Genomic DNA, 25,073 nt, shown 5'->3' on the forward strand with positions numbered 1-25,073 from the left:
CGCAGCTCGCCCGTGCGGCGGTTGCCCGACGATTCCGCACACGGCAGCGGCTTTCCCAGCCATTTATTTTCCCGGCCGGTCGCGGCCGGCCCCGCGAAGGTGCAAACCCTCATGTCCAGTGAAATCAAACGTCTGCAGACCGGCGCACGCATGAGCCAGGTCGTGATCGCGAACGGCTTCGTCCACCTGGCCGGCCAGGTGCCCGATACGGCCGGCGCGCCGATCGCCGTCCAGGCGACCGAAATCCTCACGCGCATCGATGCGTTGCTCGCATCCGCCGGCGTCGACAAGACGCGCGTGCTGACGGCTAACGTGTGGCTCAGCGATGCCGCGCACTTCGACGCGTTCAATGCGGTGTGGGACGCCTGGGTGCCGGCCGGCCACGCGCCGACCCGCGCGTGCGTGCAGGCGTTGCTGATGAAGCCCGGTCTCGACGTCGAGATCGCCGTGACCGCGCTCGCCTGACGCCGGCACCACCCGCCCGAGGAATTCCCGATGACATACGACACGCTCGTCCTGGGCGGCGGCATGATCGGCGTGTCCGTCGCCGTTCATCTGCAACAGCGCGGCCTGTCGGTCGCGCTCGTCGACCGCCAGGCGCCCGGCAACGAGACATCGCTCGGCAATGCCGGGCTGATCCAGCGCGAAGGCGTGTATCCGTATGCGTTTCCGCGCGGCTTCGGCACGCTGCTGAAATACGCGTGCAACCGCTCGCCCGACGTCCGCTATCACGTCGGCGCGCTGCCGAAACTGATTCCGTTCCTGTACCGCTACTGGCGCAACTCGCATCCGGCGCGCCATGCGGAGATCGCGCGCGCGTATGCGCCGCTGATCGAACACTGCGTGACCGAGCATCGCGCGCTGATCGACGCGGCCGGCGCCGGCGCATTGCTGCGCGAAGGCGGCTGGCTGAAGGTGTTCCGCACGGCCGCGACGCGCGATGCCGAAACGCGCGATGCCGAGCGCTGGCGCGCCGAATACGGCGTGACCTTCGACGCGCTCGATGCGGCCGCGCTGCGCGACGCCGAGCCGAACCTGAGCCGCGCGCTGGTCGGCGCGCTGCGCTACACGGGCTCCGATTCGATCAGCGATCCGAATGCACTCGTGACCGCGTATGCGCGCCACTTCGAGCAACTCGGCGGCCGCATCCTGACCGGCGATGCGCTGACGCTGTCCGCCGCGAACGGCTGGCGCGTCGACACCGCGCAAGGCCCGGTCGACGCGCGCGCGGCGGTCGTCGCGCTCGGGCCGTGGTCGGACCTGCTGTGCGAACGGCTCGGCTACACGCTGCCGCTCGCGGTCAAGCGCGGCTATCACATGCACTATGCAGCGCAGCCGGGCGCGCGGCTGAACGGGCCCGTGCTCGATGCCGACAGCGGCTTCCTGATCACGCCGATGACGCGCGGCATCCGCCTGACGACCGGTGTCGAGCTCGGGCTTTGCGATACGCCGCCGACGCCCACCCAGCTCGATGCCGTCGAACCGGTCGCGCGCGAGCTGTTTCCGCTCGGCGCACGCGTCGACGGCACGCCGTGGCTCGGCCGCCGGCCGTGCACGCCCGACATGCTGCCCGTCATTGGGCCGGCGCCGCGCCACCGCGATCTGTGGTTCGCGTTCGGGCATGCGCATCACGGCTTCACGCTCGGCCCCGTGACCGGCCGGCTGGTCGCCGACCTGATGACCGGCACGCAGCCGTTCGTCGACCCGGCGCCGTTTCGCGTCGAACGCTTTCTGCACGGCCGCTGAACCGGCGACCGTGCGCAGCAGCAGGGCGGCCGGCACACGACGCCGGCCGCTCCATCCAGCGGCCGGCCGATCCGGCTCGCCGCGACGATCAACGACTGGAGACAACATGCAACAGCACACGATGCGGCGCGAACTCGGCGCGCGCCAGATTTCGTTCATGGCCCTCGGCATGGCCATCGGCGTCGGCCTGTTCCTCGGCTCGGCGTCCGCGATCAAGGCGGCCGGGCCCGGCGCGCTCGTCGCCTACCTGATCGGCGGCGCGATGATCTTCCTGATCATGCGCGCGCTCGGCGAGATGGCCGTGCACCGGCCGGTGTCCGGCTCGTTCGGTGCGTATGCGTTCGAATACGTCGGGCCGTTCGCCGGCTACGTGGTCGGCTGGAGCTACTGGCTGCTGATGGTCGGCGTCGGCGTCGCGGAGACGACCGCCATCGGCATCTACATGGGCTTCTGGTTTCCGGATGTGCCGCAGTGGCTGTGGGTCGTATCGGCGATCGCCGCGATCTCGGCGTTCAACCTGCTCAACGTGAAGGTGTACGGCGAACTGGAATTCTGGTTCGCGATCGTGAAGGTCGTGACGATCGTGCTGATGATCGCGGGTGGCGCGCTGATCGTGTTCACCGGGATCGGCCATGGCGGCGAGCCCGTCGGCCTGTCGAACCTGTGGCGCCACGGCGGTGTGTTTCCGCATGGCGTGCTTGGGGTCGTGAGCGCGCTGCCGATCGTCGCGTATTCGTTCGCGGGCGTCGAGATGATCGGCCTCACGGCCGGCGAGGCGCGCGAGCCGCAGAAGATGATTCCGCGCGCGATCAACTCGGTGCTGTGGCGCATCCTGATCTTCTACGTCGGCGCGCTGTTCATCATCATGGCGCTGTACCCGTGGCACGAGCTTGGCGAGCATGGCAGCCCGTTCGTGACGACGTTCGAATCGCTCGGGCTGCGGCAGGCGGCCGGCATCGTCAACTTCGTGGTGGTGACGGCCGCGTTGTCGAGCTTCAACTGCATCGTGTTCAGCGGCGCGCGCATGCTGTCGAGCATGGCCGGCAATGGTCTCGCGCCCGCATCGTTCGCGGCGCTGAGCGCGAGCGGGTCGCCGTCGCGTGCGGTGCGGGCGACTGTGCTGTTCATGTCGGTCGGCGTGGTGCTGAACTATGTGATTCCCGCGCGCGTGTTCGGCTGGCTGATGTCGTTCCTGTCGTTCGACGTGGCGGTGATCTGGGCGATGATCGTGCTGACCCACATGCGGTTCCGGCGCGCGCTGGCCGCACGCGGCGAGACGGTGGCGTTCCGTATGCCGTATGCGTCGGTCACGTCGTGGATCTGCCTCGTGTTCGTCGCGTTCGTGTTCGTGATGCTCGGCGTCGATCCGTCGACGCGCGGGTCGCTGTATGCCGGCGCGGCGGTGATGGCGTTGATGGCGATCATCTACCGGCGTTCGCGGCACCTGCAGGCGGCTGCGCGGTCGACACGTGTCGGACTCGGCGTCGAACGTGTGTGACGGCGATGCGCGGGGCGCGGCTATTGGTGCGGGGCAGAGGTTGTGCGACGGGGCGCACTGAAGGCGAGTGCGTCGCGCTGCGGAAGTGTCGGCGGCGCATCATGCGCGCCGCGCGGGCACGAAGAATGAGGGGGGACGTGAAGCAGGCGCGCCGTCGCGCCGAACCGGTGCCCGACGTCGAGCGCACGACGATGCGCCCGATCAGGTCAGGCGCACCGCATCCGAATCAATAACGCGCGAGCTGATTGCCGTTGATCTGCACGCGATCGCCCGGACGCAGGTTGCCCGGCGACTGCACGTCGAACGAGCGCATCGAGCCGTCGCTGACCTGCACGTCGATCCGGTAGCTGCTCGGGCCTTGTGCGGCGCCCATCTGCTGGCCGATCTGGTTGCCGGCCACCGCACCGCCGAGCGCACCGATCACGGTGGCCGCATCGCGGCCGTGACCGCGGCCGAACTGGTTGCCCACCAGGCCGCCGACCAGCGCACCGACGACGGTGCCGGCGACGCCCGACGGGCCGACCGAGCCGTTGACCGGCTGGATGTTCGTGACCGTGCCGTACTGCGTGCCGTAGCCGTTGCCGTATTGCTGCTGATTGCCGTACTGGTCATACGGCTGCGACCCGTATTGCTGCTGGTTGCCATACTGATCGTACGGTTGCGGCGCCTGGTTCGGATACGGCTGTTGCTGCTGCACGTAGCCCGGTTGAGAATACGCGGGCTGTGCATAGCCGGGCGTTGCGTATTGCTGTTGCTGCGGATACCCCGGCTGCGTGCCGTAGTAACCCGGCGCGACGCAGGCGGTCAGCGGAAGCGCCGCGACGGCGACGAGCGAGGCGAACAGAACGGTCTTCGTGGAAGGCATGCGCATCATGATGTTTCCTGCATCGGCAACGGGTTCGCCGACGAATGCCGGGACGGGTGGCGAACTCGGCGTGAGTATAAGGAATGGCCGAAGGCGCGTCCGGTGCGGCCGGGTAACAACGTGTAAAGTCTGTTGCCGCGTAAATCGCCGCCCCGGCGGGGCGCGGAAGCGACGCCCGGCAAGGGCGCGACACGGCTTCCGGAGGCCCGTATTCCGGCGATGCAGATGCTGCGCGGCCATCGGCTTCTTCGCCAGTTTCCCCGCGATCCCGCCCCATCGCCATGCCAGGCCCGGCGGCCGCGCGCGCGGCGCATCGCGAAATCGAATGCGCGGCATCGCGACATTTAATTGGCCTCGGGCGACGGCGTCCGATATCGTGGCCGGATTCCCTGCCAACGGTCGCGCCGTGCCGGCTGCGGTGCCTTCCCCTGTCCGCGCCGGTGACGTGTCGCGACCGCCCCACATTCCGAGCCATGACCGATCGTATCTTCATCAACGCCGTCGACGCCGGCGGCCAGCCCATCCACCTCGTCGTCCGTGACGGCCGCTTTGCCGCGATCGGCGCCGATTGCGCCCCCGCACCCGGCGCGGAAACGATCGACCTCGACGGTCGCGTCGTGCTGCCCGGCTTCGTCGACGGCCACATCCATCTCGACAAGAGCTTCGTTGGCGATCGCTGGGTGCCGCACGAACCGGTCGGCACGCTGCGCGAGCGGCTCGCGGTCGAGAAGCGGCAGCTCGCGGGCGCGCCGCCAATCGTCGAGCGCGCGAATGCGCTGATCGCGCAGGCCGCCGCATTCGGCACGGTCGCGATGCGCAGCCACGTCGACGTCGATGCAACCACGGGCCTGTCGAACCTGCGGGCCGTGATGGCCGCGCGCGAGCAATGGCGCGGGATCGTCGATATCGAACTCGTCGCGTTTCCGCAGGCGGGCGTTGTGTCGTGCCCCGGCACCGCCGAGATTCTCGATGCGGCCGTGCGCGAAGGCGCGGACGTGGTCGGCGGGATCGACCCGACGACGCTCGACGGCGATGCGGACGGCCAGCTCGACATCGTGTTCGGCATCGCCGAGAAGCGCGGCGCGAAGATCGACATCCACCTGCACGAGCCCGGTGAAACGGGCATCGCGCAGCTGCTGCGGATCGCGGCGCGCACGCGCGCGGCGGGGCTCGGCGGTCGTGTGAACGTGAGCCATGCGTATGCGCTCGGCCAGGTGAGCGATGACGACGTGCAGCGCACGGCGGCGGCATTGGCCGAAGCCGGCGTGTCGATCCTGACGAATGCGCCGGGCGACTGCGCGTTTCCGCCGGTGCAAGCGCTGCGCGACGCGGGCGTGCACGTGTTCGCGGGCAACGACAACATCCGCGACGCATGGTGGCCGTACGGCAACGGCGACATGCTGCAGCGCGCGATGATGGTCGGCTACCGGTCGGGCTTCTACACCGACGCAGCGCTCGGTATCGCGCTCGACATGGCGACTCACGCCGGCGCGCGCGTGATCGGAAAGGATAACTACGGAATTGCAGTCGGCTGCGATGCGACGTTCGTCGCGGTGCGTGCGCCGAATGCGGCGGCGGCCGTCGCGGGCGTGCCGGCCGAGCGCTGGGTGTTCCGTCGCGGTGAAAGCGACACCGGCGCGCCGTTCGCTCCCGCGCTGCGCTTCACGCGCTGACCGACCCGACCGACGGCACGGCACGCGCCGTGCCCGCTTGACGCTGACCGCACTGACTGCACTGACCGACCCCATCGGAACCGACATGACGAACCTGCTGATCCGCAACGTCCGCCCGAGCGCCGACACCGCGCTCGACATCCTGATCGAAGGCGATCGCATCGCGCGCATCGGCCCGTCGCTCGACGCGCCCGCCGGCTGCGCGATCGAGGACGGCGCGGGCGCGCTCGCGCTGCCTGGCCTCGTCGAAGGCCACACGCACCTCGACAAGACGCACTGGGGGATGCCGTGGTATCGCAACCAGGTCGGGCCGCGCCTCGTCGACCGCATCGAGAACGAGCGCCACTATCGCGCGACGAGCGGCCATGACGCCGGCGCCGCGTCGCTCGCGCTGGCGCGTGCGTTCCTCGCGGCCGGCACGACGCGCATCCGTACCCACGTCGACATCGATACCGAAGCCGGGCTGCGGCATCTGCACGGCGTGCTCGCGACGCGCGAGACGCTGCGCGGGGAAGTCGAAATCCAGATCGTCGCGTTTCCGCAATCGGGCGTGCTCAAGCGGCCGGGCACCGATGCGCTGCTGTCCGACGCGCTCGCCGCCGGCGCCGATCTGCTCGGCGGGCTCGACCCGTGCGCGATCGAAGGCGATCCGGTCGAGGCGGTGGACGTGCTGTTCGCAATCGCCGAGCGCCACGGTCGCGGGCTCGACCTTCATCTGCACGAGCGCGGATCGATGGGCGCGTACTCGCTCGACCTGATCCTGCAGCGCACGGCTACGCGCGGCATGCAGGGCAAGGTGACGATCAGCCACGGGTTCTGTCTCGGCGATATCGCCGAACGCGAGCGCGATGCGCTGCTCGCGCGGATGGCCGAACTCGGCGTCGGACTCGTCACGACCGCGCCGGCGGCGGTGCCCGTGCCGCCGGTGGCCGCGTGCCGCGCGGCGGGCGTGACGGTCATCGGCGGCAACGACGGCGTGCGCGACACGTGGACGCCGTACGGGTCGCCCGACATGCTCGAACGCGCGATGCTGATCGGCATGCGCAACGATTTCCGCCGCGACGATGCGCTCGAAGTCGCGCTCGACTGCGTGACGCACGGCGCGGCGCGTGGTTGCGGCTTCGACGGTTACGGGCTGCAGCCGGGCAGCCGCGCGGACGTCGTGCTCGTCGACGCGCTGACGTTCGCCGAGGCTGTGGTCGCACGGCCGGTGCGGCGGCTCGTCGTGTCGTCGGGGAAGATCGTCGCGCGCAACGGCGCACTGGTCTGAGGGAAGCGTGAGCACAGCGTCGCCCCGGTATGATCCGGTTTTCAGCGGGATTTCCCGGGAGACGACGATGCGACGCACGACAGCGGCACGGGCCGCACGATGGATGGCGGCGGCCCTGTTCGCCGTGACCACCGCGCACGCGGTTGCGGCCGGGCCAACGGACGCGCAGCAGGAAGCCAACCGGCGGACCGTGCTCGCGTTCTACGAAAAAGGCCTGAACGAGAAGGATGCCGACGCCGCGCTCGCGTACGTCGGTGATCGCTACGTGCAGCACAACCCGAACGCAGCCGACGGCCGCGACGGCTTCCGCAAGTTCGTCGCATTCCTGCGCGACAAATATCCGCAGTCGCACAGCGAGATCAAGCGCTCGTTCGTCGACGGCGACTACGTGATCCTGCACGTGCACGCGGTGCGTGAACCCGGCACGCGCGGCAGCGCGATCATGGACATCTTCAAGCTCGAGAACGGCAAGATCGTCGAGCACTGGGACGTCAATCAACCCGTGCCCGAACAGGCCGCGAACGGGAACACGATGTTCTGACTGGGGCCCGGTGCGCGGGCGTGTCGACGCGCCCGCGATCTCGCCGCATCGGCCGTGCGGGCGGCGTCCTTCACATTCCCGCTTGCTGCCTACTCCTCCAACTCCAGCATCGTCGCGAGCGCCTTCGTCAGTTCGCTGACCATCGGGTCGGCCGTCGGCCGATGCAGGATCGCGATGTCCATGTGCTCGATCGGCGCGAAGCCCTGCTTCGCGGTCAGCACGACGTGCTCGTCCGTCACCACGCGCGCGGGCAGCACGCTGATGCCGAGCCCGTCCGCGACGGCGGCCTGGATGCCGCTCAGGCTCGACGTCGTGAAGCTGATCCGCCAGCGGCGGCCGCGCTCCTCGATCGCCTTGATCATGTCGTCGCGATAGAGCCCGCGCGGCGGAAACACGACGATCGGCACCGGGTCGAGATCGATCGTCGGATGCTTCGCGCTGTCGATCCAGCGCAGCTTCTCGGGCCAGCGCACGACGGCCTCGCGGCTGTCGCGCCGCTGCTTGATCAGCACGAGATCGAGCTCGCCGCGGTCGTATGCCGCGCTGATGTCGCGGCTCAACCCGCACGTCACTTCGAGCTTCACCTGCGGATGCGCGCGCTTGAACGCCGCGAGCGCATGCGTCGTGCGGCCTGCCGCGAAATCGTCGGGCACGCCGAGCCGGATCGTCAGCGCGACCGTCGCGCCCGACAACGCTTCGAGCATCTCGTCGTTCAGCGCGATCATGCGCCGCGCATAGCTGAGCACCGTCACGCCCGCGTCGGTCGGCCGCACGTCACGCGTGCCGCGGTCGAGCAGGCGGTGCCCGGCGATTTCCTCGAGCCGGCGCACCTTCTGGCTGACCGTCGACTGCGTCGAATGCAGGCGCGCGGACGCCGTCGTGAAGCTGCCGCAGTCGGCGACCATCACGAGTGCGCGCAGCAGGTCGAGGTCGAACAGGAGTCTATTCATTTCTGCACTTTTGCGGATTCGAACATTTCATTTCCAAATGCGTGCGACGACTTTTAACATGGCCGGACGCCGCGGGCAATCGCGGTTTCGCCGGACGCGGAGCGGCATTTCGTGGGCTGTTGAGGCGTCTGGCGCATATTCCAGTGGCGGTATAGGGCGCATTGCTGGAGCGGTCTGAACCGCGCTTGGAAAGTGCTGCGTCAATCGCCTGTGTAGACGTCGCCGTTAGCGAATATCCGGGGAAACACGCTGTATGTCGGATGCACATTGCACAGGGTAAACACGCAAAAATCACCGTTTTAGCTGTAGACCAGCCACTGCACTAGCCTTCAGGTTCGCGTCCGCCTTCACCGCCTTTCTATTCCCGCTGTACCCGCTTGCGCTCAAAAATTGAGCGGTCTAGACTGCAACGCAGTTTCATCGAAGTCCCTGTCTTTCGCGCACCGCTCCCCACCGGACGCCGGCGTTCGCCCGCCGCGTCGAGACCTACAAGGACGCACCATGAACCGCACTGCAAAGCTTCTCGTTACCGCGCTGGCGTTCGCGCCGCTCGTGTCGTTCGCGCAGGACACGTCGACGATCCGCTGGGGCATCGACCCCACCTATCCGCCGTTCGAGGCGAAGCAGCCCGACGGCTCGCTCGCCGGCTTCGACATCGACCTGCGCAATGCGATCTGCGAGCAACTGCATGCGAAGTGCGTGTGGGTCGAGCAGGGTTTCGACGGGATGATTCCGGCGCTGCGCGCGCGCAAGTTCGACGTGATCATGTCCGCGATGACGGCCACCGACGAGCGGCTCAAGCAGATCGACTTCTCGAACAAGCTGTATGCGTCGCCGGGCGCGCTCGTCGCGCCGGTCGGCTCGACGCTGCTGCCGACCGCCGCGTCGCTCGCGGGCAAGCGCGTCGGGATCGACCAGGGCACGACGCAGGAGGCGTACGCGAAGGCCGAATGGGCGACCAAGGGCGTGACGATCGTCTCGTACCAGAACCAGGACCAGGTGTACCAGGATCTCGTCAATGGCCGCCTCGACGCGACCTTCCAGGACAAGACGCAGGCCGGCTACTCGTTCCTGAAAACGCCGCGCGGCAAGGGCTACGCGTTCGCGGGCCCCGACGTGACCGACGTTCGGATCACCGGCTACGGCGTCGCGATGGGCGTGCGCAAGGGCGATGAAGCGATGAAGAAGCGGCTGAACGACGCGATCGTCGCGATCCGCGCGAACGGCACGTACCAGAAGATCGCCGCGAAATATTTCGACTTCGACATCTACGGCGCGAAGCAGCAACTGACGTCCGCACCGTGAATCAGTGATTCCGTGATTCATTCCATCGACAGGCACACCATGACGAGTATCCAGGATCGCGTCGCGCAAGCCGTGACGCCCGAACTGATCGCCGCGTTCCGCGAGGAAGGGGCGGTCTGCATCAAGGGCATCTTCTCGCCCGACGAAGTCGCCGCGCTGCGCGCCGGCATCGACGCGAATCTCGCGCAGCCCAGCGAGCGCGCGAAAGTCGCGAGCCGGCCCGATGATCCGGGCTGGTTCTTCGAGGATTTCTGCAACTGGCAGCACAACGACGCGTATCGCGACTTCATCGTGCGCTCGCCGGCGCCGTCCGTCGCGGCCGCGCTGATGGGCACCGACACCGTGCGGCTGCATCACGACCACCTGCTCGTGAAGGAGCCCGGCACGCGACAGCGCACGCCGTGGCACCAGGACCAGCCGTACTACAACATCGAAGGCGACGACAACGTCAGCATGTGGATTCCGGTCGATCCGGTGCCGCTCGAATCGACGCTGGAATTCGTCGCAGGCTCGCATCTCGGGCCGTGGCTGATGCCGCGCACGTTCATGGACAAGGAAGCGAAGTGGTTCCCGGAAGGCAGCCTCGCGGATCTGCCGGACATCGAAGGCGACCGCGCGGCGTTTCCGATCCGCCACTGGGCGCTCGAGCCCGGCGACATGGTGTGCTTCCGGATGCTCACGCTGCACGCGTCGGGCGGGACGCAGCACCGTCGGCGCGCGTTCTCGATCCGGTTCGTCGGCGACGATATCCGTCACGCGCCGCGTCGCTGGAAGACGTCACCCGATTTCCCCGGGCTCGCCGAGCAGCTGCCCGATGGCGCGCCGCTCGATCATCCGCTGTTTCCGGTCGTGTGGTCGCGTGGCGCGGGGCAGGCCCGCGCGATCTGACGCGGGCGGGTGTGCATGACGAACGCGGCGGCCGTTTCCTGACGAAACGGCCGCCGCGCGCTTTTGTACGTTGGGAAAGGGATCAGGTCGGGTGGCGTCCTGCGCCCGGCTTGAAGCGCGAGCCGAGCCGGTAGCGGTTGCCCGGATGCAGGAAGTGCACGAACGTGACGGGCTGCCCGTTCGTCCAGGTGCGGCGCGTGAGCGTGAGGCACGGCTCGTCGGCGCGCATGTCGAGCAGCCGGGCCTGTTCACCGGTCGGCAGCGACGCATCGACCACGTGCTCGATTTCCAGTTCGTAGTGCGACACGTTGTTGAACAGGTACTCGGACGGCGGCTCGACCTGGAAATCCTGGTCGATGAACCCGGGCGCGGCGGCCGGGTTCACGTAACGATCCTCGAGCTGGATCGGGCGGCCGTTTTCCTCGTGCACGCACACCACGTGAAACACTGGCGTGTTGACCGGCAGGCCGAACGCGGCCGCGACGTCGAACGACGCGGGCTCGCTCGACTGGCTCAGCACGCGGCAGCGATATTCGTGCCCGCGCGCGCGGATTTCGTCGCGGATGTGCGCGATCATCAGCAGGTTCGACTGCGGCTTTACTTCGGCGACGAACGTGCCGACGCCCGCGATGCGCTTCAGCACGCCTTCCTCGGTCAGCTCGCGCAATGCACGGTTGACCGTCATGCGCGCGACGCCGAACTGGGCGGCGAGATCGAGCTCGGACGGGATGCGATCCCCGGGGCGCCAGTCGCCCGCTTCGACGTTCTGGCGAACGAGCGTCTTGATCTGCTGGAACGGTGCGGTGGCCTTCGTGACCATCGGGGATCCTTGCGCGAAGAGGTGACGATGCTAGTCGTCGTGACTGACGATGACCAGGATCTCCGCCTGCGCGGTGCCGAGGCTGCGCGTGCGGTGGGGGATGAGTGCGTTGAAATAGACTGAATCGCCGGCCTTGAGTTGCACCGTCTCGTTCGGAAATTCGATTTCGACGCGACCCTTGTGCACGAACAGGAATTCCTCGCCTTCGTGCTCGCGGAACGTCGACGCGACGAATTCGTGCGGCGGATGCACGACGAACGGCAACATCTTCTTCGGCGCGACGCCGGCCGCGATGCTTTCGAAGCGGTGTGCCTGGCTGTCGGCTGCCGCGCCCATCGCCGTGCGCTCGCCGGCGCGCGTGACCGTGATCAGCTCGCGGTTGTGACTTTCCGAGAACAACTGCTCGACGTCGACATTCAGTGCCTTCGACAGCTTCAGCGCGACCGCGATCGACGGCACGCTCAGGCCGCGCTCGACTTTCGACAGGTAGCTCTTGGTGAGGCCCGTCTCGTCGGCCAGCACGTCGAGCGTCCAGCCCTTCTGTTTTCTGAGCAGCTTCAGGCGAATCGTCATGGGGCGCCAGGTGTCCTTCGAAAAACCGATTGTAACGCATGACACAAAGTGTCCTGTGGTGTATCGTGTGTCATGTTTCTCCGGGAAAGCGGCCGCGGACGGCGCGACCGACCCGATCCATTCAGGAGGTGAACATGGCGGAAACGCTGAATCTGACGAAGGAGGCACTGGTCGTGCTGGCGGAGCGGCGTCTGGACAACGCGGTGGGCGACAGCGGCTGGTCCGCGCGGCAGAAGCTCGCGCTTACGTGCCGGATCCTGTTCGACGCCGGTCACGATTCGGGCCTGGCCGGGCAGATCACCTGCCGCGCGGGCGACGCAGGCACGTACTACACGCAGCGGCTCGGGCTCGGTTTCGACGAGATCTCGGCGGCGAACCTGCTGCGCGTCAACGAGGATCTCGACGTCGTCGACGGCGAGGGCATTCCGAATCCGGCCAACCGGTTCCATACGTGGATCTACCGCGAGCGCCCGGACGTGAACTGCATCATCCATACCCATCCGGCGCATGTCGCGGCGCTGTCGATGCTCGAGCAGCCGCTCGTCGTGTCGCACATGGATACCTGCCCGCTGTACGACGACTGCGCGTTCCTGAAGGACTGGCCCGGCGTGCCGGTCGGCAACGAGGAGGGCGAGATCATCTCGAAGGCGCTCGGCAGCAAGCGCGCGATCCTGCTGTCGCATCACGGCCAGCTCGTGGTCGGCAAGACGATCGAGGAAGCGTGCATCCTCGCGCTGCTGATCGAGCGCGCCGCGAAGCTGCAGCTGCTCGCGATGGCGGCCGGCGAGATCAAGCCGGTGCCGCCGGCGCTGGCGCGCGAAGCGCACGACTGGATATCGAAACCGAAGCGCGATGCGGTGACGTTCGACTACTACGCACGCCGGGCATTGCGGACGCATCAGGATTGCGTCGCATGAGCGGGCAATTCGTCGTTCTCGTATCAGATCATCATTGAGGAATACCTATCGTGTCCATCCTGTTGAAAGGCATCATTGCCTACCCGGTTACGCCGTTCTCCGCTGACGGCGGCGTCGACCTTAAAACGCTTGAAGCGCTGATCGAGCGCCTGATTACCGACGGCGTCCACGCGATCGCCCCGCTGGGCAGCACCGGCGAAAGCGCGTACCTGTCCGACGCCGAATGGGAGGCGGTCGCCACCGCGTCGATTCGCGCGGTGCGCCGGCGCGTGCCGACCGTCGTCGGCATTTCCGATCTCACGACGGCGGGCGCGGTGCGCCGCGCGCGCTTTGCCGAACAGGCCGGCGCCGATGCGGTGATGGTGCTGCCGGTGTCGTACTGGAAGCTCGCCAACGACGAGATCGTCGCGCACTATCGTGCGATCGGCGCAGCCATCGGCATTCCGATCATGCTGTACAACAACCCGGCGACGAGCGGCGTCGACATGTCGCCGGACCTGATCGCAACGATCTGCCGGACCGTCGACAACGTGACGATGGTGAAGGAGAGCACCGGCGACATCGGGCGGATGCACCGGCTCGCGCAGCTGAGCGACGGCGCGATTCCGTTCTACAACGGCAGCAATCCGATGGCGCTCGCCGCGCTCGCGGCGGGCGCGGCCGGATGGTGCACGGCCGCGCCGAACCTGAATGCGGCGTTGCCGCTGGCGTTGTTCGACGCGATGCAGGCGGGCGACCTGGCGCGCGCGAGGACGGTCTTTCATGCGCAGCTGCCGCTGCTGCAGTTCATCGTCAGCGGCGGATTGCCGGTGACCGTGAAGGCCGGGTTGCGCCTGCGCGGCTTCGATGCCGGCGAACCGAGGAAGCCGCTGATGCCGCTCGGCGACGCGCGCACGCGCGAACTCGAACGCCTGCTCGCGGCGCTGCCCGACGGTGTGACGACATGAGCGAAGCGGCACGGCCGGCGATCTCGATCGCCATCGGTACGGTGCGGGTCGGCAAGCGCCGGCCGCTGGCCGGCACGCCGCACGCCAGCGCGATCGACAAGCAGCCGGTCGGCGCGCGTCTGTGGCTGGGCATGCTCGGCTTCGCCGGCGACGAGCAGGCCGATGCGCGCCATCACGGCGGGCCTGACAAGGCGGTGCACCACTATGCGCACGATCACTATGCGTGGTGGTCCGCGCAGATCGGCGTGCGCGACGTGCTTGTGCAACCGGGCGCGTTCGGCGAGAACCTGTCGACGCACGGCGTGACCGAGCGCGACGTGTGTCTCGGCGACGTGTTCACGCTGGGCGGCGCCGTGCTTCAGGTGTCGCAGTCGCGGCAGCCGTGCTGGAAGCTGAACGCGCGCTTCGATCATCCGCAGATGGCCGCGCTCGTGCAGCAAAGCGGCCGGACCGGCTGGTACTACCGCGTGCTGCAGGAAGGCTGGGTGGAGTCGGGTGACGTGCTGGCGCTGCATGAACGCCGCTACCCGCAATGGCCGCTGTCGACCGTGCTCGACGTGCTGTATCGGCGCACGCTCGACATGGCCGCGCTCGATGCGCTGTGCGACGTCCCGAACCTGCCGCCCGGCTGGCGCACGATGCTCGAACGGCGCCGGACGGAGCGGCAGGTCGAAGACTGGACGAAGCGGCTCGAAGGACGATGAAGGAGCCGCGTGCCGCGTGACTCAGTGGCTCGGCAGTTCCCGCACGTCGGCGGTGGGCACCGAGCCGAACGCATCGCTCAGCGCATAGCCGATCAGTTGTCGCGCGGCCGCCTCGGGCGTCGCGAGTGCGCCGCTCGCCTTCAGCTGGTCGAATTTCTCGCGCATCGGGAAGTTGTCTTCGCTGGTCGAGCGGATCGTCGCCTGCATGCCCGTATCGACGACGCCCGGTGCGACGCTGCAGATCCGCAGCGCGCGGTTCGCGTCCAGCGTGACTGCGCGCGCATGGTGATCGAGTGCCGCCTTGGTCGCGCAGTAGACGCTCCAGCCCGCGTACGCGTTGCGTGCCGCGCCGCTCGATACGTGCAGGATCCGGCATTCGGTCGTGGCCGATGCCGCTTGCGCGAGCGCGGCCGACAGCATCAGCGGCGCCGCGACGTTCACGCCGACCGCGCGCGCGACGATCGCAGGGTCTTGCGCAGCGAGCGGGCCGATCGGGTCGACGATGCCCGCGTTGTTGAACAGCAGCACGATCGACGCGCCGTCGACGAAACGGCGCAGCGTGTCGCCGGCCAACCAGGCCGCGACGGCCGCCGTGTCGGACAGGTCGAGTTCGATTTCGGCGAAGCGGTCGCCGGCTTGCGACGCGAGCGACGGATGGCGGCTGCGCGACACGCCGAGTACGGCGACGCCTTCCAGCAGCAGTTGTTCGGCGAGCGACGCGCCGAGGCCGCGCGTGTGTCCGGTGACGATGGCACGCACGTGCGGGGCGGGAGAGGATGCGGTCATGGTGGTGAGCGGTTCGAAGGGGTGAACGGGATGAGCGGCGTCGACGAGCGGTGCGCATGCGTGATGGCATGGCGTGCGTGACGGGCGATGCGTGACGTGGTGCGCGAAGGCGGTCGCGCGGCGCCGCGGGCGTCAGGGTGACGCATATCGTAGCGCCCACCAGCGCGTCGCGCAAACGCCGCGGTGCGCAAGAACGCGGAATCCGCGTCGCGGCACCGCATCCATCGCCTCACGGCACCGGCCAGCCGACAGGTCGGATGAAAGCCGGCTGCGGCAAGTGCGCGCGCCGGCACGCCGTGCGGCGTCGGGCCACGCGACGCGAGCTATCATATGGCTCGCCCGTGCGCGATGCCGGACGGGCAGCGACCGTTCCCTTCACCTGCTGCACGCTGCGACACCACTCATGAACACCACGCCGGTTACGCCCACGCCACGCGCCCTTCGCGAACTCACACCCCTCGAGGCCCGCATTCTCGGTGTGCTCGTCGAGAAACAGCACACGGTGCCGGACACCTATCCGCTGTCGCTGAATGCGCTGACCGCGGGCTGCAACCAGAAAACCGCGCGCTCGCCGGTGATGAACGTCAGCGAGGATGAGGTCACGACCGCGCTCGACGGGCTGAAGCACCTGAGCCTCGTGATGGAAGGCAGCAGCAGCCGTGTTCCCCGTTTCGAGCACAACGTGAACCGCGTGCTCGGCATTCCGAGCCAGGCGATCGCGCTGCTGACGATCCTGCTGCTGCGCGGCCCGCAGACGGCCGCCGAACTGCGCCTGAACAGCGCACGCCTGCACGGTTTCGCGGATATCTCGTCGGTCGAGGCGTTCCTCGACGAACTCGCGGCGCGTGCGCAGCCGCTCGTCGTCCGGCTGCCGCGTGCGCCGGGCGCGCGCGAGAACCGCTGGATGCACCTGATGTGCGGCGAAGTGAACATGGCCGACTTCGCGAGCGCGGAGGCCGGCGGCGCGGATTCCGTGCCGCCTTCCGAATTCGAAGCGCTGAAGGCCGAACAGAAGCGCCTCGCGGATGAAGTGGCGCGGCTGAATGCGCTGGTTCTGCGGATGGCCGGCGAACTGGGCATCGACGTCGACGCGCAAGGCGCGTCCTGACATCAGCGGCTGCGGTGCGTGTGCATCGCCCGGCCCCGTCGCCACGCGGCCGGGCCGGTGCGCGATGCGGGCACCGCCACGTTACTTCAGCTTGACGCCGGGCACGAGATAGTGGGAACCGCCCGGTTTCAGGATCGGCGCGAGCGCCGCAAACGGCACATCGAGTTGGGGCCCGAGACAGGCGCCCGCCGCGTGACCGATTCCGGATACGACGAACGACAGCTTGCCGGGCGCATCGAGTTCGAACGCCAGATACTCGGGGAACACGTCGGCGCACGACAGCCACTCGCCTTCGCCGTCCGTTACTTGCCGACTGTGTGTCGCCTTGTCACGTAACCGCGTAATGAAGCTCACCAGCGCGGGGCTCGTTTCCGGGTCGCCGTCCTTGCCCGCCGCAGTCGCGTCGATCACGCGATTCCAGTCGAGATACGCGCCGCGCAGCAGGTCGAACGTGACCGGATGGTAGTGATTGTTCGGATGGGCGCCGCCGCAGAACGTACTGCCCGATTCCACGATGCCGAGTGCCGCAGGTGACAGCCACGTGACCTTCACCTGTTCGTCGTCGAAGCCGCCGAGCGAACCGGCGGCCGGCCCGTCGTCGGAATAGCGGGTCGACGCGCATTCGAGCGCGGCGAGATCGATCTGCCAGTGCTGCTGTTCGAGCAGACGGTTGACCCGTGCCATGACCGCCGGATTGGGATGGCGGCTCAGACGCGGATACATGAGCTTCGTGCGCGGGTCGCGCCACATCCGGTACGCGACGGTGCCGTCGCCGATCTCGGGGCCGGCCGGCTGCGCGTGTCCGGCAAGCTTCAGCGTGGCATAAGGCGCCTGCCGCATGTCGATGGCCATGCCGCTTGCGATACCGCTGCCGACGCCGCCGGCGATGCTGTTGGTGATCGCTTCGACGGAGCCGGGCGCAACCGCGTCGGGATCGTATTCCGCAACGCGGCGCAGCGTGAAGCTGCGTGACTTGCCGGAGCGCGCATCGGTCCAGCGGCCTCGGTAGCCGGCCTTGTCCCGCGTGCCCTGCCAGGTGGCCGCGGCATGATCGAAATCGGCTTGCTGGCCGAATCCCAATGGCGTGCGGGCATCGTCCGGCAACTGCGTTCGCACGAGCGGTTCGACCAGTTGCGCGGGCGTGCCGTGCAGCGGAATATCGACGCCGTGCTGCGTATAGAAGTAGCGGCCCGAGAGTGAACCATCCGCAGCCGGGCGATTGTCGAGTTCCATCACGACGGCGCCGGCGCCTTGCAGCGTTCCTTCGTAGACCGTGCGCGGGGCGGCATCGACGAAGCCCGCGCGCAGCGCGATCAGCACCAGCACCATCTGGATCAGCGGGCGCATCACCAGCGGCACCCGGTCTGTTCGGACGCGTCGCCGTCCGACTTGAAGCAGTACACCTCGGTGGAGACCTTGGCGAACGCGGGCAGCGACGCGCAAAGCAGCAGGGCGGCAAAAGATTTTTTCATGATGGGCCGTGGAAGGATGAAATGCGGCATCAACCGAGCACGATTCGCGTCGCGCCCGCATCGACGAGCCGGAACAGCAGATCCTCGACGGCCGTCTCGGGCGCGGAGCCAAGATCCGCATTGACGCGCCACCCCTGTTCCGTGCGAACCGGTTCCGACAGGTAGTGAGCGATGCCGTGCAGGCCGTCTTCGGCCGGCGTGTTCTCGTCGTCGACGTCGAACCACGCGAAGAACCACGCCTTGAACGCCTCGGCGGCCGCGCTTTCGTCGAGACCGTCGGCCTCGATCGCGGCCCAGTCCCACACGAACGGGCGGATCGACACGGCCGCTGTTTCGAGGTCGAATGCCAACGGCTCGAACGCCAGCTGCGTGTCGGAATCGATCATCGCCGGCTGGCCGGCCGATTCGCCTTCGGTGGCGATGAGGTCGGCCCGGCAGGGCAGCGCGAGCGGCCCTTCGGTGGCGAGCGTGCCGTCGGCCCACCGGTAGGCCGGTTCGACGATCACGGCCGGTTGCGCCGCCGCTTTCGCGAGCAGGTCGGCATACGGGTGGCGGATGGCGCGGAGCAGTTCGGAGACGGTCATCGTGGCGTATCGGTTGGGCAGGGAGCGTTCGGTGACAGACAGCCGGTGTGCGGCGCGGCCGGCATCGCACGATGCGGCCTTCGGGACCGGACAGCCGTGATCGTACGGCACTTCGACAAAACGCGGACAGTCGGCCGAATGGCCGGAGCGACCGGGCGTCGCGTGACGACGGGTTTAGACGTTTACCTTCAAACAACGGAAAACCACCATCGAGTGCGTGCGCGTTGTGCTTCAATTCATCCGGTTTGTACTCCTACCAAAATGACGGATTCAGAACAACCCGGATGACTCATTCACAGGAGACAGTCGATGGCTCGGAACCGGTTTTGAAGCGGCACACACGATGGTCTGCAACACCGCGAACTTCCTTCGATGAAAGCAGGTTATTCCAGGGGCCCCAACGATGTCCTCCAGACGTTTCATGATGGCCGCGGCCGCCGTATCCGCGACGCTGGCCATGACGGCACCGCCGGCCAGCGCCGCCGCGCCGACCGTATCCGACCCGTTCTACACGTACACCGGCACGACGCCGTTGGCGTCGATTCCACCGGGCACGGTGCTCAAGACGCGCAACGTCACCTATCACGTGGCCGGCATCCCCACCGCGCTGACCGCGCAGCAGTTGCTGTATCGCACCCATAACGCGCTGAACCAGCCGGTCGTCAACGTGACGTCCGTGATCCGGAGCCCGGTCAGCAACGGCCAGGCCATCTCGTACCAGTCGGCCTACGATTCGCTGAACCCGTACGACGAGCCGTCGCAGGTGATCGCCGGCGACCGCGACGTCACGAAGGTCATCAACGTCGGCACACTGCTCTACAGCGCGGAATCGATTCCGCTGTCGTCGCTGCTGCTGCTCGGCTACAACGTCATCGTGCCCGATACGGAAGGCCAGACGGCCGATTTCGCCGCCGGCCCCGAATACGGGATGACAACGCTCGACTCGATCCGCGCGGCGCTCAATACGCCGTCCACGGGGCTGAATCCGTCGAGCAAGGTCGCGATGATCGGCTATTCAGGCGGCGCGATCGCGACGAACTGGGCCGCTCAGCTCGCGCCGAGCTATGCACCCGAGATCAACAGGCAGCTCGTCGGCGCGGCGGAAGGCGGCGTGCTGGTCGATCCCGCGCACAACCTGCGCTACGTCGACGGCAGCATCGTGTGGGGCGGCGTGGCCGCGGCCGCGCTGGCCGGGCTGTCGCGCGGCTACGGCTTCGACCTGTCGCCCTATCTCAGCGATACCGGCGTCGCGGTGTTCAAGGACATCCAGAGCCAGTCGCTCGCCTACATCCTGCCGAAGTACACGGGGCTGCACTGGGGCACGCTGTTCAAGCCGCAATACGCGAACGACATCAACAGCATTCCCGTGTACGTGACGTATGCGAACAAGGTGAATGCGGGGCTGGCCCCATCGCCGACGATCCCGATGTTCATCGGCCAGGGCACGGCCGGCGCGCTCGATGGCACCTTCAGCAACCAGGTGGGCGACGGCGTGATGATGGCGTACGACGTGCGCGCGCTGGCGCAGAAGTTCTGTGCCAGCGGCACGCCCGTCACGTACAACGAGTATCCGCTCGAACATGCGGGCGCGATCGTGCCGTGGGTGGCCGGCATGCTGCCGTGGCTCTACGACCGCTTCAACGGGAAAGCGGCGCCGAGCAATTGCTGGCTGACGTCGCTGCTGCCGAGCAATTCGCTGGCGCCCGAGACGCTGCACTAGCCGCAACGCCGCGGGTGATGCGGCGCTTGGCCGGGCGACCCTCCGCGGGTCGCCTTTTTCTTTTCACCTGTTGATCTCCGTCGCGCTGCCGCCATGCAGCCGCGCCCGGCCCTCCGCCGCAACCCGCCGCCGTCCCGCCCGGGTGCCATAATCGAGCCTGCCCATCATTCCAGACGTCCCCCGGAGAATCACCATGCAGAACCTCGACAATCCTTCCCACGATCGCGAGGTAGGCAGCGCCGACGCGACACAGGACACCACGCGCATCGACGACGTCCGCATCGGCGCGGTGCGCCCGCTGATTTCGCCGGCGCTGCTGCTGGACGAACTGCCGGTGCCGGCCGCCACGCAGACGCTCGTCGAGGATACGCGCCGCGCGATCGGCGACATCCTGCACGGCCGCGACGACCGGCTGCTGCTCGTCGTCGGCCCGTGCTCGATCCACGATCACGACCAGGCGCTCGATTACGCGCGCCGCCTGAAGATCGCCGCCGATGCGCTGAAGGACGACCTGCTGATCACGATGCGCGTCTACTTCGAGAAGCCGCGCACGACGGTCGGCTGGAAGGGCTACATCAACGATCCGCGCCTCGACGGCAGCTTCCGCATCAACGAAGGGCTGCGCGCCGCGCGGCAACTGCTGCTCGACATCAACGCGCTGGGCCTGCCGGCATCGACCGAATTCCTCGACCTGCTGAGCCCGCAGTACATCGCCGACCTGATCGCGTGGGGCGCGATCGGCGCGCGCACGACCGAGAGCCAGAGCCATCGCCAGCTCGCGTCGGGCCTGAGCTGCCCGATCGGCTTCAAGAACGGCACCGACGGCGGCGTGCAGGTCGCGTCCGACGCGATCGTCGCCGCGGCCGCGAGCCATGCGTTCATGGGGATGACGAAGATGGGGATGGCCGCGATCTTCGAGACGCGCGGCAACGACGACGCGCACGTGATCCTGCGCGGCGGCAAGAACGGCCCGAACTACGACGCCGAACATGTCGAGGCGAGCTGCGCGGTGCTGCGCAAGGCCGGCTTGCGCGAGCAGGTGATGGTCGACTGCTCGCACGCGAACTCGAACAAGTCGCACGACCGGCAGATCGACGTCGCGCAGGATCTCGCGCGGCAACTGTCGCAGGGCGAGCAGCGGATCGTCGGCGTGATGGTCGAGAGCCATCTCGAAGCCGGGCGCCAGGACCTGAAGCCGGGCGTGCCGCTGAAGTACGGCGTCTCGATCACGGATGCGTGCCTGAGCTGGACGCAGACGGAGCCGGTGCTCGACGTGCTGGCCGACGCGGTGCGGCAACGGCGCGCGCAATCGCGCAGCGCGTGACAGGAGCGATGTACGCGATTCGCTGCGGTGTCCGTAACGTCGCCATTGCAAGAGGCGCCTGACAGCGGCTGCGTCATCACGTCCGATGCAGCGTTTCGCGAGTGGCGCTAACATGGGCCGGTGTGATGCGTCGTACGGAAGTCTTCCCGTTTCACGCGGCGCATGCACGGAGGCGGCTTGGCCGGCCGCCGACACCGACAACAATTCACCGGAGTGCATAACAGCATGGCTTTCTACAAGACCCTCATCGCAGCAACCGTCCTCGCCTCGAGCGTCAGCGCACACGCGCAGATCGCGGGTGCGCAGCCGATCAGCGTGACTGTCGAGCAATCGCAGGCGCTGCTCGAAGGCTGGAGCGTGAAGAAGAGCGTGCTCGGCAAGGCCGTCTACAACGACGAGAACCAGAAGGTCGGCACCGTGCGCGACCTGATCGTCGCGCCGGACGGCTCGGTATCGGCGGCGATCGTGTCGGCCGGCGGCTTCCTCGGCGTGGCCGCGCATGACGTCGCGGTGCCGATCGCATCGCTCGACGTGCGCAACGGCAACATCTACCTGCCGGGCGCGACGAAGGATGCGCTGAAGGCCACGCCCGCGTTCCAGTATGCGAAGGTGCCGTCGCCGCCGAAGCCGAAGAAGCTCGACGACAAGCACTGAGCCAGCACGGATTGGCAATGCCCGGCGCGCAACGCGCCGGGTATTCCGTTGGCGCTCAGTCGTTCGACGGATCGTCCGGTGGCGCGAGCGCGACGACATGGCTGATGCCTTCGTGCGCCATCTTCGTATAAGGGCTGAAGCGCTCCGTATTGCGGACGAGTTCTTCCGCCACCGTGCGCTCGACGCCCGGCAGCTGCACGCGAATGTTCGCGTTCAGCATGAACAGCCCATCCACCGGATCGCGGCAGAAGTCGACCGATGCGCTAACCGACGCGCCGGCGATCGACACGCCGGCCCGCGTGGCGAGCAGGCTCAGCGCACCGTGAAAGCACGCCGCATAGCTCGCGGCAAACAGCTGTTCCGGGTTCGGGCCGTCGCCCGGCCCGCCGAGTGCGGACGGCAGGCGCAGCGCCACGTCGAGGCGGCCGTCGTCGGAACGTGCGACACCCGATGCGCGCCCATGCTCCGCCGCCCCGCCGGTGACGGTCACCGTCGTTGAATAGAGCGTCTGCGGTTCCCGCCCGCGATACTTGTCGAGCAGCGAGAGCGGCGGCGGCCGTAGCGGCGTCATGGCGTGTGCGATCCTGCGGTGCGGCTCAGCGCGCGGGCTGGTTTTTTTGAAACCACGTATCGAAGGTCGTCGCAGCGAGGCGCGCGCCGGGCGCGGGGACGAGCGTGTCGTCCTGCAGCATCGCGCCGAAGTAATCGGCGCCCGCGTCCCTGACCACCGTGCGCGGGTCGTGCGTGATCTTCAGGAAATGTTCGACCAGGTCGGCGATCCGCACCCGATCGGGGCCGCCGATTTCGGCAATGCCGTTGCGCGGTGCGTCCAGCGCGACATCGGTGACGGCGGCCGCGACGTCGTCCGATGCGATCGGCTGGAAGAACGCGGTGGCCTGCCGCGTGGTGTCGCCATCGGCGCTCGCCTGTGCGATCGCGCCGACGAATTCGAAGAACTGCGTCGAGCGCACGATCGTGTAAGGCACGCCCGCTGCGCGGATCAGGTCTTCCTGAATGAACTTGCCACGGAAATATGCGCTTTGCTGCAGGCGGTCGGTACCGACCACCGACAGCGCGACGTGGTGGCGCACGCCCGCCGCGTGCTCCGCGGCGAACAGGTTGCGCCCCGACGTCTCGAAGAATGCCTTCACGGCCGCTTCGTCGAACGACGGCGAATTCGCGAGATCGACCACGACGTCCGCGCCCGCCAGCGCGTCGCCGAGCCCCGCGCCCGTGATCGTATCGACGCCGGTCGACGGCGCTGCCGCCATGGCGTCGTGGCCGCGCGCGATCAGGTTCCTGACGACTTTGCTGCCGATAAGGCCGGTACCACCAATCACGACGATCTTCACGATTGCTCTCCTTGAACGGGCGCGCGGGAGGCGCGCCGCCTGAATCGGTCGAGGCCGGCGCGCATCGCAATCGCGCGCGTGCACCGGCACCGTGCCGAATGGCGTGCCGCGATGCCCGCACGCCGTTCGATCAGCCCGCATCGTAGGCAGATGCCGCGCGATCCGGTAGAGCCACGCAGGTGCTCACGGTGTTGCTTCGAATGCATCAATCGACCGTCTCCAGCGGCGCCGTCGTCGTCATCGTGGTCATCGTCGTCAGGCACTGCAGGTCGCGTGCGCGCGTCTGTTCGATCATGTAGTCGATGAATACGCGGATGCGCGTCGGCAGGTGCTTGCGGCTCAGGTAACACAGATAGTGTCCGCCGTCGTCCGGCGCGTGCTGGCCGAGGCAGCTCACGAGTTGCCCGTCGGCGAGCAGGTCGCACACCTGGTACGCGGGGAGTTGCGCGATGCCGAGCCCGTCGAGCGCCGCGCGTACGACCAGATCCATGTCGTTGAAGGTGTGATGCGCGGCGAGCTGGCGCTGCTGCGCCAGCCCGTCGACCTTGAATTCCCATTCCGTCGCGCGGCCCGATGCGGTGCGCAGGTTGATGCAGCGATGCTGCGCAAGCTCGTCCACGTGACGCGGCAAGCCGTGCCGGTGCGCGTACGACGGCGACGCGCAGACGATCATCTGCATCGGAATCAGCTCGCGCGCGACGATCGCGCTATCTTCCATGCGGCCGTCGCGAAACGCGACGTCGATGCGGTCGGCGGAGAAATCGGCCGGCCGGTCGTTCAGCAGCAGTTCGAGCGTGATGTCCGGATACTGCGCGTGGAAATCGCCCAGCAGCGGCGCGATGATCTTGCGGCCGAAGCCGGGCGTCGAGCCGATCCGCAGGTGTCCGCTCGGCGGGCCGCTGCGCAGCTCGCGCATGTCCTCGATCGCCTGCGCGAGATGTTCGATGCCGGGCCGGCAGTTTTCATAGAAGCGTTCGCCTTCGCGCGTCAGCGACATGCTGCGCGTCGTGCGCTGGAACAGGCGCGCGTCGAGCCGGTCCTCGAGCCGCTGCACGTGGCGGCTGACCGACGAGCGGCCGACGCCGAGGCGATCGGCGGCTCGGGCGAAGCTGCCTTCGGTGACGACGGCCAGGAAGGTGACCACGCCGGCGTAGCAGGTCGAGAAGCTGCGTGCAAACGGATCGTCGGCGTCAGGGCGGCGGATGGAAGTATCTGACATGAAGGTGCTGGAATCGTGGTGTCCATACGCGACTAGACGTTTCAGCACAGCTGCCTGTGACACCGTCCGCGATCTTTTTTAAAAAGGACGCGGCGGCGGGCGGGCAGGCTATTTTTCCGGCACGAGCACGAGCACGAGCACGAGCTTCGATGGCGCG

26 protein-coding genes are annotated in these 25,073 nt (G+C 67.8%); 15 read left to right on the forward strand and 11 right to left on the reverse strand.

The window, feature by feature from the left end:
• Positions 1-111 precede the first annotated feature (111 nt).
• The 3 genes from F3J15_RS16895 (at position 112) to F3J15_RS16905 (ending at position 3,244) form a co-directional block, all read left to right on the forward strand.
• Positions 112-465, forward strand: coding sequence for a RidA family protein (locus tag F3J15_RS16895; protein WP_043186509.1), 354 nt, complete (start codon positions 112-114; stop codon positions 463-465).
• Positions 466-495: 30 nt separating this feature from the next.
• Entirely contained in the window at positions 496-1,746 is a 1,251-nt protein-coding gene (locus F3J15_RS16900; protein WP_166892747.1) for an FAD-binding oxidoreductase, read from the forward strand.
• 106 nt (positions 1,747-1,852) lie between these two features.
• Positions 1,853-3,244 (forward strand): amino acid permease, encoded by a 1,392-nt coding sequence (locus F3J15_RS16905; RefSeq protein WP_089433510.1) that lies wholly within the window; start codon positions 1,853-1,855, stop codon positions 3,242-3,244.
• A 226-nt stretch (positions 3,245-3,470) separates the two neighbouring features.
• On the opposite strand, the gene F3J15_RS16910 is transcribed toward F3J15_RS16905, so the two are convergent.
• Positions 3,471-4,118: a glycine zipper 2TM domain-containing protein gene (locus F3J15_RS16910; RefSeq protein WP_166892750.1), complete on the reverse strand. Its 648-nt coding sequence runs from the start codon at positions 4,116-4,118 to the stop codon at positions 3,471-3,473.
• Positions 4,119-4,582: 464 nt separating this feature from the next.
• On the opposite strand from F3J15_RS16910, the gene F3J15_RS16915 reads away from it, so the two are divergent.
• The 3 genes from F3J15_RS16915 (at position 4,583) to F3J15_RS16925 (ending at position 7,593) form a co-directional block, all read left to right on the forward strand.
• Positions 4,583-5,782, forward strand: a complete 1,200-nt coding sequence (locus tag F3J15_RS16915) for an amidohydrolase family protein (RefSeq protein ID WP_166892753.1) — start codon at positions 4,583-4,585, stop codon at positions 5,780-5,782.
• Between the two features lie 85 nt (positions 5,783-5,867).
• Positions 5,868-7,052 (forward strand): amidohydrolase family protein, encoded by a 1,185-nt coding sequence (locus F3J15_RS16920; RefSeq protein WP_166892755.1) that lies wholly within the window; start codon positions 5,868-5,870, stop codon positions 7,050-7,052.
• Between the two features lie 67 nt (positions 7,053-7,119).
• Complete coding sequence (locus F3J15_RS16925; protein ID WP_089484770.1) at positions 7,120-7,593, forward strand: nuclear transport factor 2 family protein; 474 nt, start codon at positions 7,120-7,122, stop codon at positions 7,591-7,593.
• 89 nt (positions 7,594-7,682) lie between these two features.
• Here the strand turns inward: F3J15_RS16925 and F3J15_RS16930 are convergent, their stop codons facing one another.
• Positions 7,683-8,543 (reverse strand): LysR family transcriptional regulator, encoded by an 861-nt coding sequence (locus F3J15_RS16930; RefSeq protein ID WP_166892758.1) that lies wholly within the window; start codon positions 8,541-8,543, stop codon positions 7,683-7,685.
• 501 nt (positions 8,544-9,044) lie between these two features.
• Between F3J15_RS16930 and F3J15_RS16935 the strand changes: the two genes are divergently transcribed.
• Positions 9,045-9,848, forward strand: coding sequence for an ABC transporter substrate-binding protein (locus F3J15_RS16935; RefSeq protein ID WP_166892759.1), 804 nt, complete (start codon positions 9,045-9,047; stop codon positions 9,846-9,848).
• A 39-nt stretch (positions 9,849-9,887) separates the two neighbouring features.
• Positions 9,888-10,736, forward strand: a complete 849-nt coding sequence (locus F3J15_RS16940; RefSeq protein WP_166892762.1) for a phytanoyl-CoA dioxygenase family protein — start codon at positions 9,888-9,890, stop codon at positions 10,734-10,736.
• Between the two features lie 82 nt (positions 10,737-10,818).
• Here the strand turns inward: F3J15_RS16940 and hutC are convergent, their stop codons facing one another.
• Entirely contained in the window at positions 10,819-11,556 is a 738-nt protein-coding gene (gene hutC, locus F3J15_RS16945) for a histidine utilization repressor (protein ID WP_166892765.1), read from the reverse strand.
• Positions 11,557-11,586: 30 nt separating this feature from the next.
• A complete protein-coding gene (locus F3J15_RS16950; RefSeq protein ID WP_039340426.1) occupies positions 11,587-12,129 on the reverse strand; it encodes an XRE family transcriptional regulator in 543 nt (180 codons plus the stop codon).
• A 134-nt stretch (positions 12,130-12,263) separates the two neighbouring features.
• Between F3J15_RS16950 and F3J15_RS16955 the strand changes: the two genes are divergently transcribed.
• The 3 genes from F3J15_RS16955 to F3J15_RS16965 are packed head-to-tail and all read left to right on the forward strand — an operon-like array spanning position 12,264 to position 14,697.
• Positions 12,264-13,046, forward strand: a complete 783-nt coding sequence (locus tag F3J15_RS16955; RefSeq protein ID WP_166892768.1) for an aldolase — start codon at positions 12,264-12,266, stop codon at positions 13,044-13,046.
• A 50-nt stretch (positions 13,047-13,096) separates the two neighbouring features.
• Positions 13,097-13,993 carry a dihydrodipicolinate synthase family protein gene (locus F3J15_RS16960; protein WP_166892771.1) on the forward strand — a complete coding sequence of 299 codons (897 nt, stop codon included), beginning with the start codon at positions 13,097-13,099 and terminating at the stop codon, positions 13,991-13,993.
• Positions 13,990-14,697 carry an MOSC domain-containing protein gene (locus tag F3J15_RS16965; protein ID WP_166892775.1) on the forward strand — a complete coding sequence of 236 codons (708 nt, stop codon included), beginning with the start codon at positions 13,990-13,992 and terminating at the stop codon, positions 14,695-14,697. The genes F3J15_RS16960 and F3J15_RS16965 overlap by 4 nt, the downstream gene beginning before the upstream one ends.
• A 21-nt stretch (positions 14,698-14,718) precedes the next feature.
• Here F3J15_RS16965 and F3J15_RS16970 read toward each other — a convergent pair whose 3' ends face one another.
• Positions 14,719-15,483: an SDR family oxidoreductase gene (locus tag F3J15_RS16970; protein WP_166892778.1), complete on the reverse strand. Its 765-nt coding sequence runs from the start codon at positions 15,481-15,483 to the stop codon at positions 14,719-14,721.
• A gap of 403 nt (positions 15,484-15,886) precedes the next feature.
• Between F3J15_RS16970 and F3J15_RS16975 the strand changes: the two genes are divergently transcribed.
• Complete coding sequence (locus F3J15_RS16975; RefSeq protein ID WP_166892781.1) at positions 15,887-16,591, forward strand: YceH family protein; 705 nt, start codon at positions 15,887-15,889, stop codon at positions 16,589-16,591.
• Positions 16,592-16,672: 81 nt separating this feature from the next.
• Here the strand turns inward: F3J15_RS16975 and F3J15_RS16980 are convergent, their stop codons facing one another.
• The 3 genes from F3J15_RS16980 to F3J15_RS16985 are packed head-to-tail and all read right to left on the reverse strand — an operon-like array spanning position 16,673 to position 18,647.
• Positions 16,673-17,938 carry a DUF4163 domain-containing protein gene (locus tag F3J15_RS16980; protein WP_166892814.1) on the reverse strand — a complete coding sequence of 422 codons (1,266 nt, stop codon included), beginning with the start codon at positions 17,936-17,938 and terminating at the stop codon, positions 16,673-16,675.
• Positions 17,938-18,063 (reverse strand): hypothetical protein, encoded by a 126-nt coding sequence (locus F3J15_RS38115; protein ID WP_256990380.1) that lies wholly within the window; start codon positions 18,061-18,063, stop codon positions 17,938-17,940. The genes F3J15_RS16980 and F3J15_RS38115 overlap by 1 nt, the downstream gene beginning before the upstream one ends.
• Before the next feature lie 29 nt (positions 18,064-18,092).
• Positions 18,093-18,647 carry a hypothetical protein gene (locus F3J15_RS16985; protein WP_166892784.1) on the reverse strand — a complete coding sequence of 185 codons (555 nt, stop codon included), beginning with the start codon at positions 18,645-18,647 and terminating at the stop codon, positions 18,093-18,095.
• A 403-nt stretch (positions 18,648-19,050) separates the two neighbouring features.
• On the opposite strand from F3J15_RS16985, the gene F3J15_RS16990 reads away from it, so the two are divergent.
• From F3J15_RS16990 to F3J15_RS17000, 3 genes are all read left to right on the forward strand, one after another.
• Positions 19,051-20,367, forward strand: coding sequence for a lipase family protein (locus tag F3J15_RS16990; RefSeq protein WP_166892787.1), 1,317 nt, complete (start codon positions 19,051-19,053; stop codon positions 20,365-20,367).
• Positions 20,368-20,560: 193 nt separating this feature from the next.
• A complete protein-coding gene (locus tag F3J15_RS16995) occupies positions 20,561-21,691 on the forward strand; it encodes a 3-deoxy-7-phosphoheptulonate synthase (RefSeq protein WP_069252741.1) in 1,131 nt (376 codons plus the stop codon).
• Between the two features lie 225 nt (positions 21,692-21,916).
• Positions 21,917-22,345, forward strand: coding sequence for a PRC-barrel domain-containing protein (locus F3J15_RS17000; protein WP_046548755.1), 429 nt, complete (start codon positions 21,917-21,919; stop codon positions 22,343-22,345).
• 55 nt (positions 22,346-22,400) lie between these two features.
• Here F3J15_RS17000 and F3J15_RS17005 read toward each other — a convergent pair whose 3' ends face one another.
• From F3J15_RS17005 to F3J15_RS17015, 3 genes are all read right to left on the reverse strand, one after another.
• On the reverse strand, positions 22,401-22,916 hold the full coding sequence (locus tag F3J15_RS17005; RefSeq protein WP_166892789.1) for an Ohr family peroxiredoxin: 516 nt from the start codon (positions 22,914-22,916) through the stop codon (positions 22,401-22,403).
• Between the two features lie 25 nt (positions 22,917-22,941).
• Entirely contained in the window at positions 22,942-23,697 is a 756-nt protein-coding gene (locus F3J15_RS17010; RefSeq protein WP_166892792.1) for an SDR family oxidoreductase, read from the reverse strand.
• A 205-nt stretch (positions 23,698-23,902) separates the two neighbouring features.
• Positions 23,903-24,916, reverse strand: a complete 1,014-nt coding sequence (locus F3J15_RS17015) for a LysR family transcriptional regulator (RefSeq protein ID WP_166892795.1) — start codon at positions 24,914-24,916, stop codon at positions 23,903-23,905.
• Positions 24,917-25,073: the final 157 nt, after the last annotated feature.

The organism is Burkholderia sp. Ap-955, from assembly GCF_011753045.1.
GTDB classification, from domain to species: Bacteria; Pseudomonadota; Gammaproteobacteria; order Burkholderiales; family Burkholderiaceae; genus Burkholderia; species Burkholderia lata_D.

What these genes read in the sequence shown, in the direction of transcription:
- F3J15_RS17005 (WP_166892789.1), bottom strand. Translation starts at nt 22,916, where the DNA reads ATGACGCCGCTACGGCCGCCGCCGCTCTCGCTGCTCGACAAGTATCGC.
- F3J15_RS38115 (WP_256990380.1), bottom strand. Translation starts at nt 18,063, where the DNA reads ATGAAAAAATCTTTTGCCGCCCTGCTGCTTTGCGCGTCGCTGCCCGCG.
- F3J15_RS17015 (WP_166892795.1), bottom strand. Translation starts at nt 24,916, where the DNA reads ATGTCAGATACTTCCATCCGCCGCCCTGACGCCGACGATCCGTTTGCA.
- F3J15_RS16930 (WP_166892758.1), bottom strand. Translation starts at nt 8,543, where the DNA reads ATGAATAGACTCCTGTTCGACCTCGACCTGCTGCGCGCACTCGTGATG.
- F3J15_RS16895 (WP_043186509.1), top strand. Translation starts at nt 112, where the DNA reads ATGTCCAGTGAAATCAAACGTCTGCAGACCGGCGCACGCATGAGCCAG.
- F3J15_RS16975 (WP_166892781.1), top strand. Translation starts at nt 15,887, where the DNA reads ATGAACACCACGCCGGTTACGCCCACGCCACGCGCCCTTCGCGAACTC.
- F3J15_RS16995 (WP_069252741.1), top strand. Translation starts at nt 20,561, where the DNA reads ATGCAGAACCTCGACAATCCTTCCCACGATCGCGAGGTAGGCAGCGCC.
- F3J15_RS16935 (WP_166892759.1), top strand. Translation starts at nt 9,045, where the DNA reads ATGAACCGCACTGCAAAGCTTCTCGTTACCGCGCTGGCGTTCGCGCCG.
- F3J15_RS16900 (WP_166892747.1), top strand. Translation starts at nt 496, where the DNA reads ATGACATACGACACGCTCGTCCTGGGCGGCGGCATGATCGGCGTGTCC.
- F3J15_RS16950 (WP_039340426.1), bottom strand. Translation starts at nt 12,129, where the DNA reads ATGACGATTCGCCTGAAGCTGCTCAGAAAACAGAAGGGCTGGACGCTC.
- F3J15_RS16925 (WP_089484770.1), top strand. Translation starts at nt 7,120, where the DNA reads ATGCGACGCACGACAGCGGCACGGGCCGCACGATGGATGGCGGCGGCC.
- F3J15_RS16910 (WP_166892750.1), bottom strand. Translation starts at nt 4,118, where the DNA reads ATGATGCGCATGCCTTCCACGAAGACCGTTCTGTTCGCCTCGCTCGTC.
- F3J15_RS16965 (WP_166892775.1), top strand. Translation starts at nt 13,990, where the DNA reads ATGAGCGAAGCGGCACGGCCGGCGATCTCGATCGCCATCGGTACGGTG.
- F3J15_RS16920 (WP_166892755.1), top strand. Translation starts at nt 5,868, where the DNA reads ATGACGAACCTGCTGATCCGCAACGTCCGCCCGAGCGCCGACACCGCG.
- F3J15_RS16985 (WP_166892784.1), bottom strand. Translation starts at nt 18,647, where the DNA reads ATGACCGTCTCCGAACTGCTCCGCGCCATCCGCCACCCGTATGCCGAC.
- F3J15_RS16915 (WP_166892753.1), top strand. Translation starts at nt 4,583, where the DNA reads ATGACCGATCGTATCTTCATCAACGCCGTCGACGCCGGCGGCCAGCCC.
- F3J15_RS16970 (WP_166892778.1), bottom strand. Translation starts at nt 15,483, where the DNA reads ATGACCGCATCCTCTCCCGCCCCGCACGTGCGTGCCATCGTCACCGGA.
- F3J15_RS17000 (WP_046548755.1), top strand. Translation starts at nt 21,917, where the DNA reads ATGGCTTTCTACAAGACCCTCATCGCAGCAACCGTCCTCGCCTCGAGC.
- F3J15_RS16905 (WP_089433510.1), top strand. Translation starts at nt 1,853, where the DNA reads ATGCAACAGCACACGATGCGGCGCGAACTCGGCGCGCGCCAGATTTCG.
- hutC (WP_166892765.1), bottom strand. Translation starts at nt 11,556, where the DNA reads ATGGTCACGAAGGCCACCGCACCGTTCCAGCAGATCAAGACGCTCGTT.
- F3J15_RS16990 (WP_166892787.1), top strand. Translation starts at nt 19,051, where the DNA reads ATGTCCTCCAGACGTTTCATGATGGCCGCGGCCGCCGTATCCGCGACG.
- F3J15_RS16940 (WP_166892762.1), top strand. Translation starts at nt 9,888, where the DNA reads ATGACGAGTATCCAGGATCGCGTCGCGCAAGCCGTGACGCCCGAACTG.
- F3J15_RS16980 (WP_166892814.1), bottom strand. Translation starts at nt 17,938, where the DNA reads ATGCGCCCGCTGATCCAGATGGTGCTGGTGCTGATCGCGCTGCGCGCG.
- F3J15_RS16955 (WP_166892768.1), top strand. Translation starts at nt 12,264, where the DNA reads ATGGCGGAAACGCTGAATCTGACGAAGGAGGCACTGGTCGTGCTGGCG.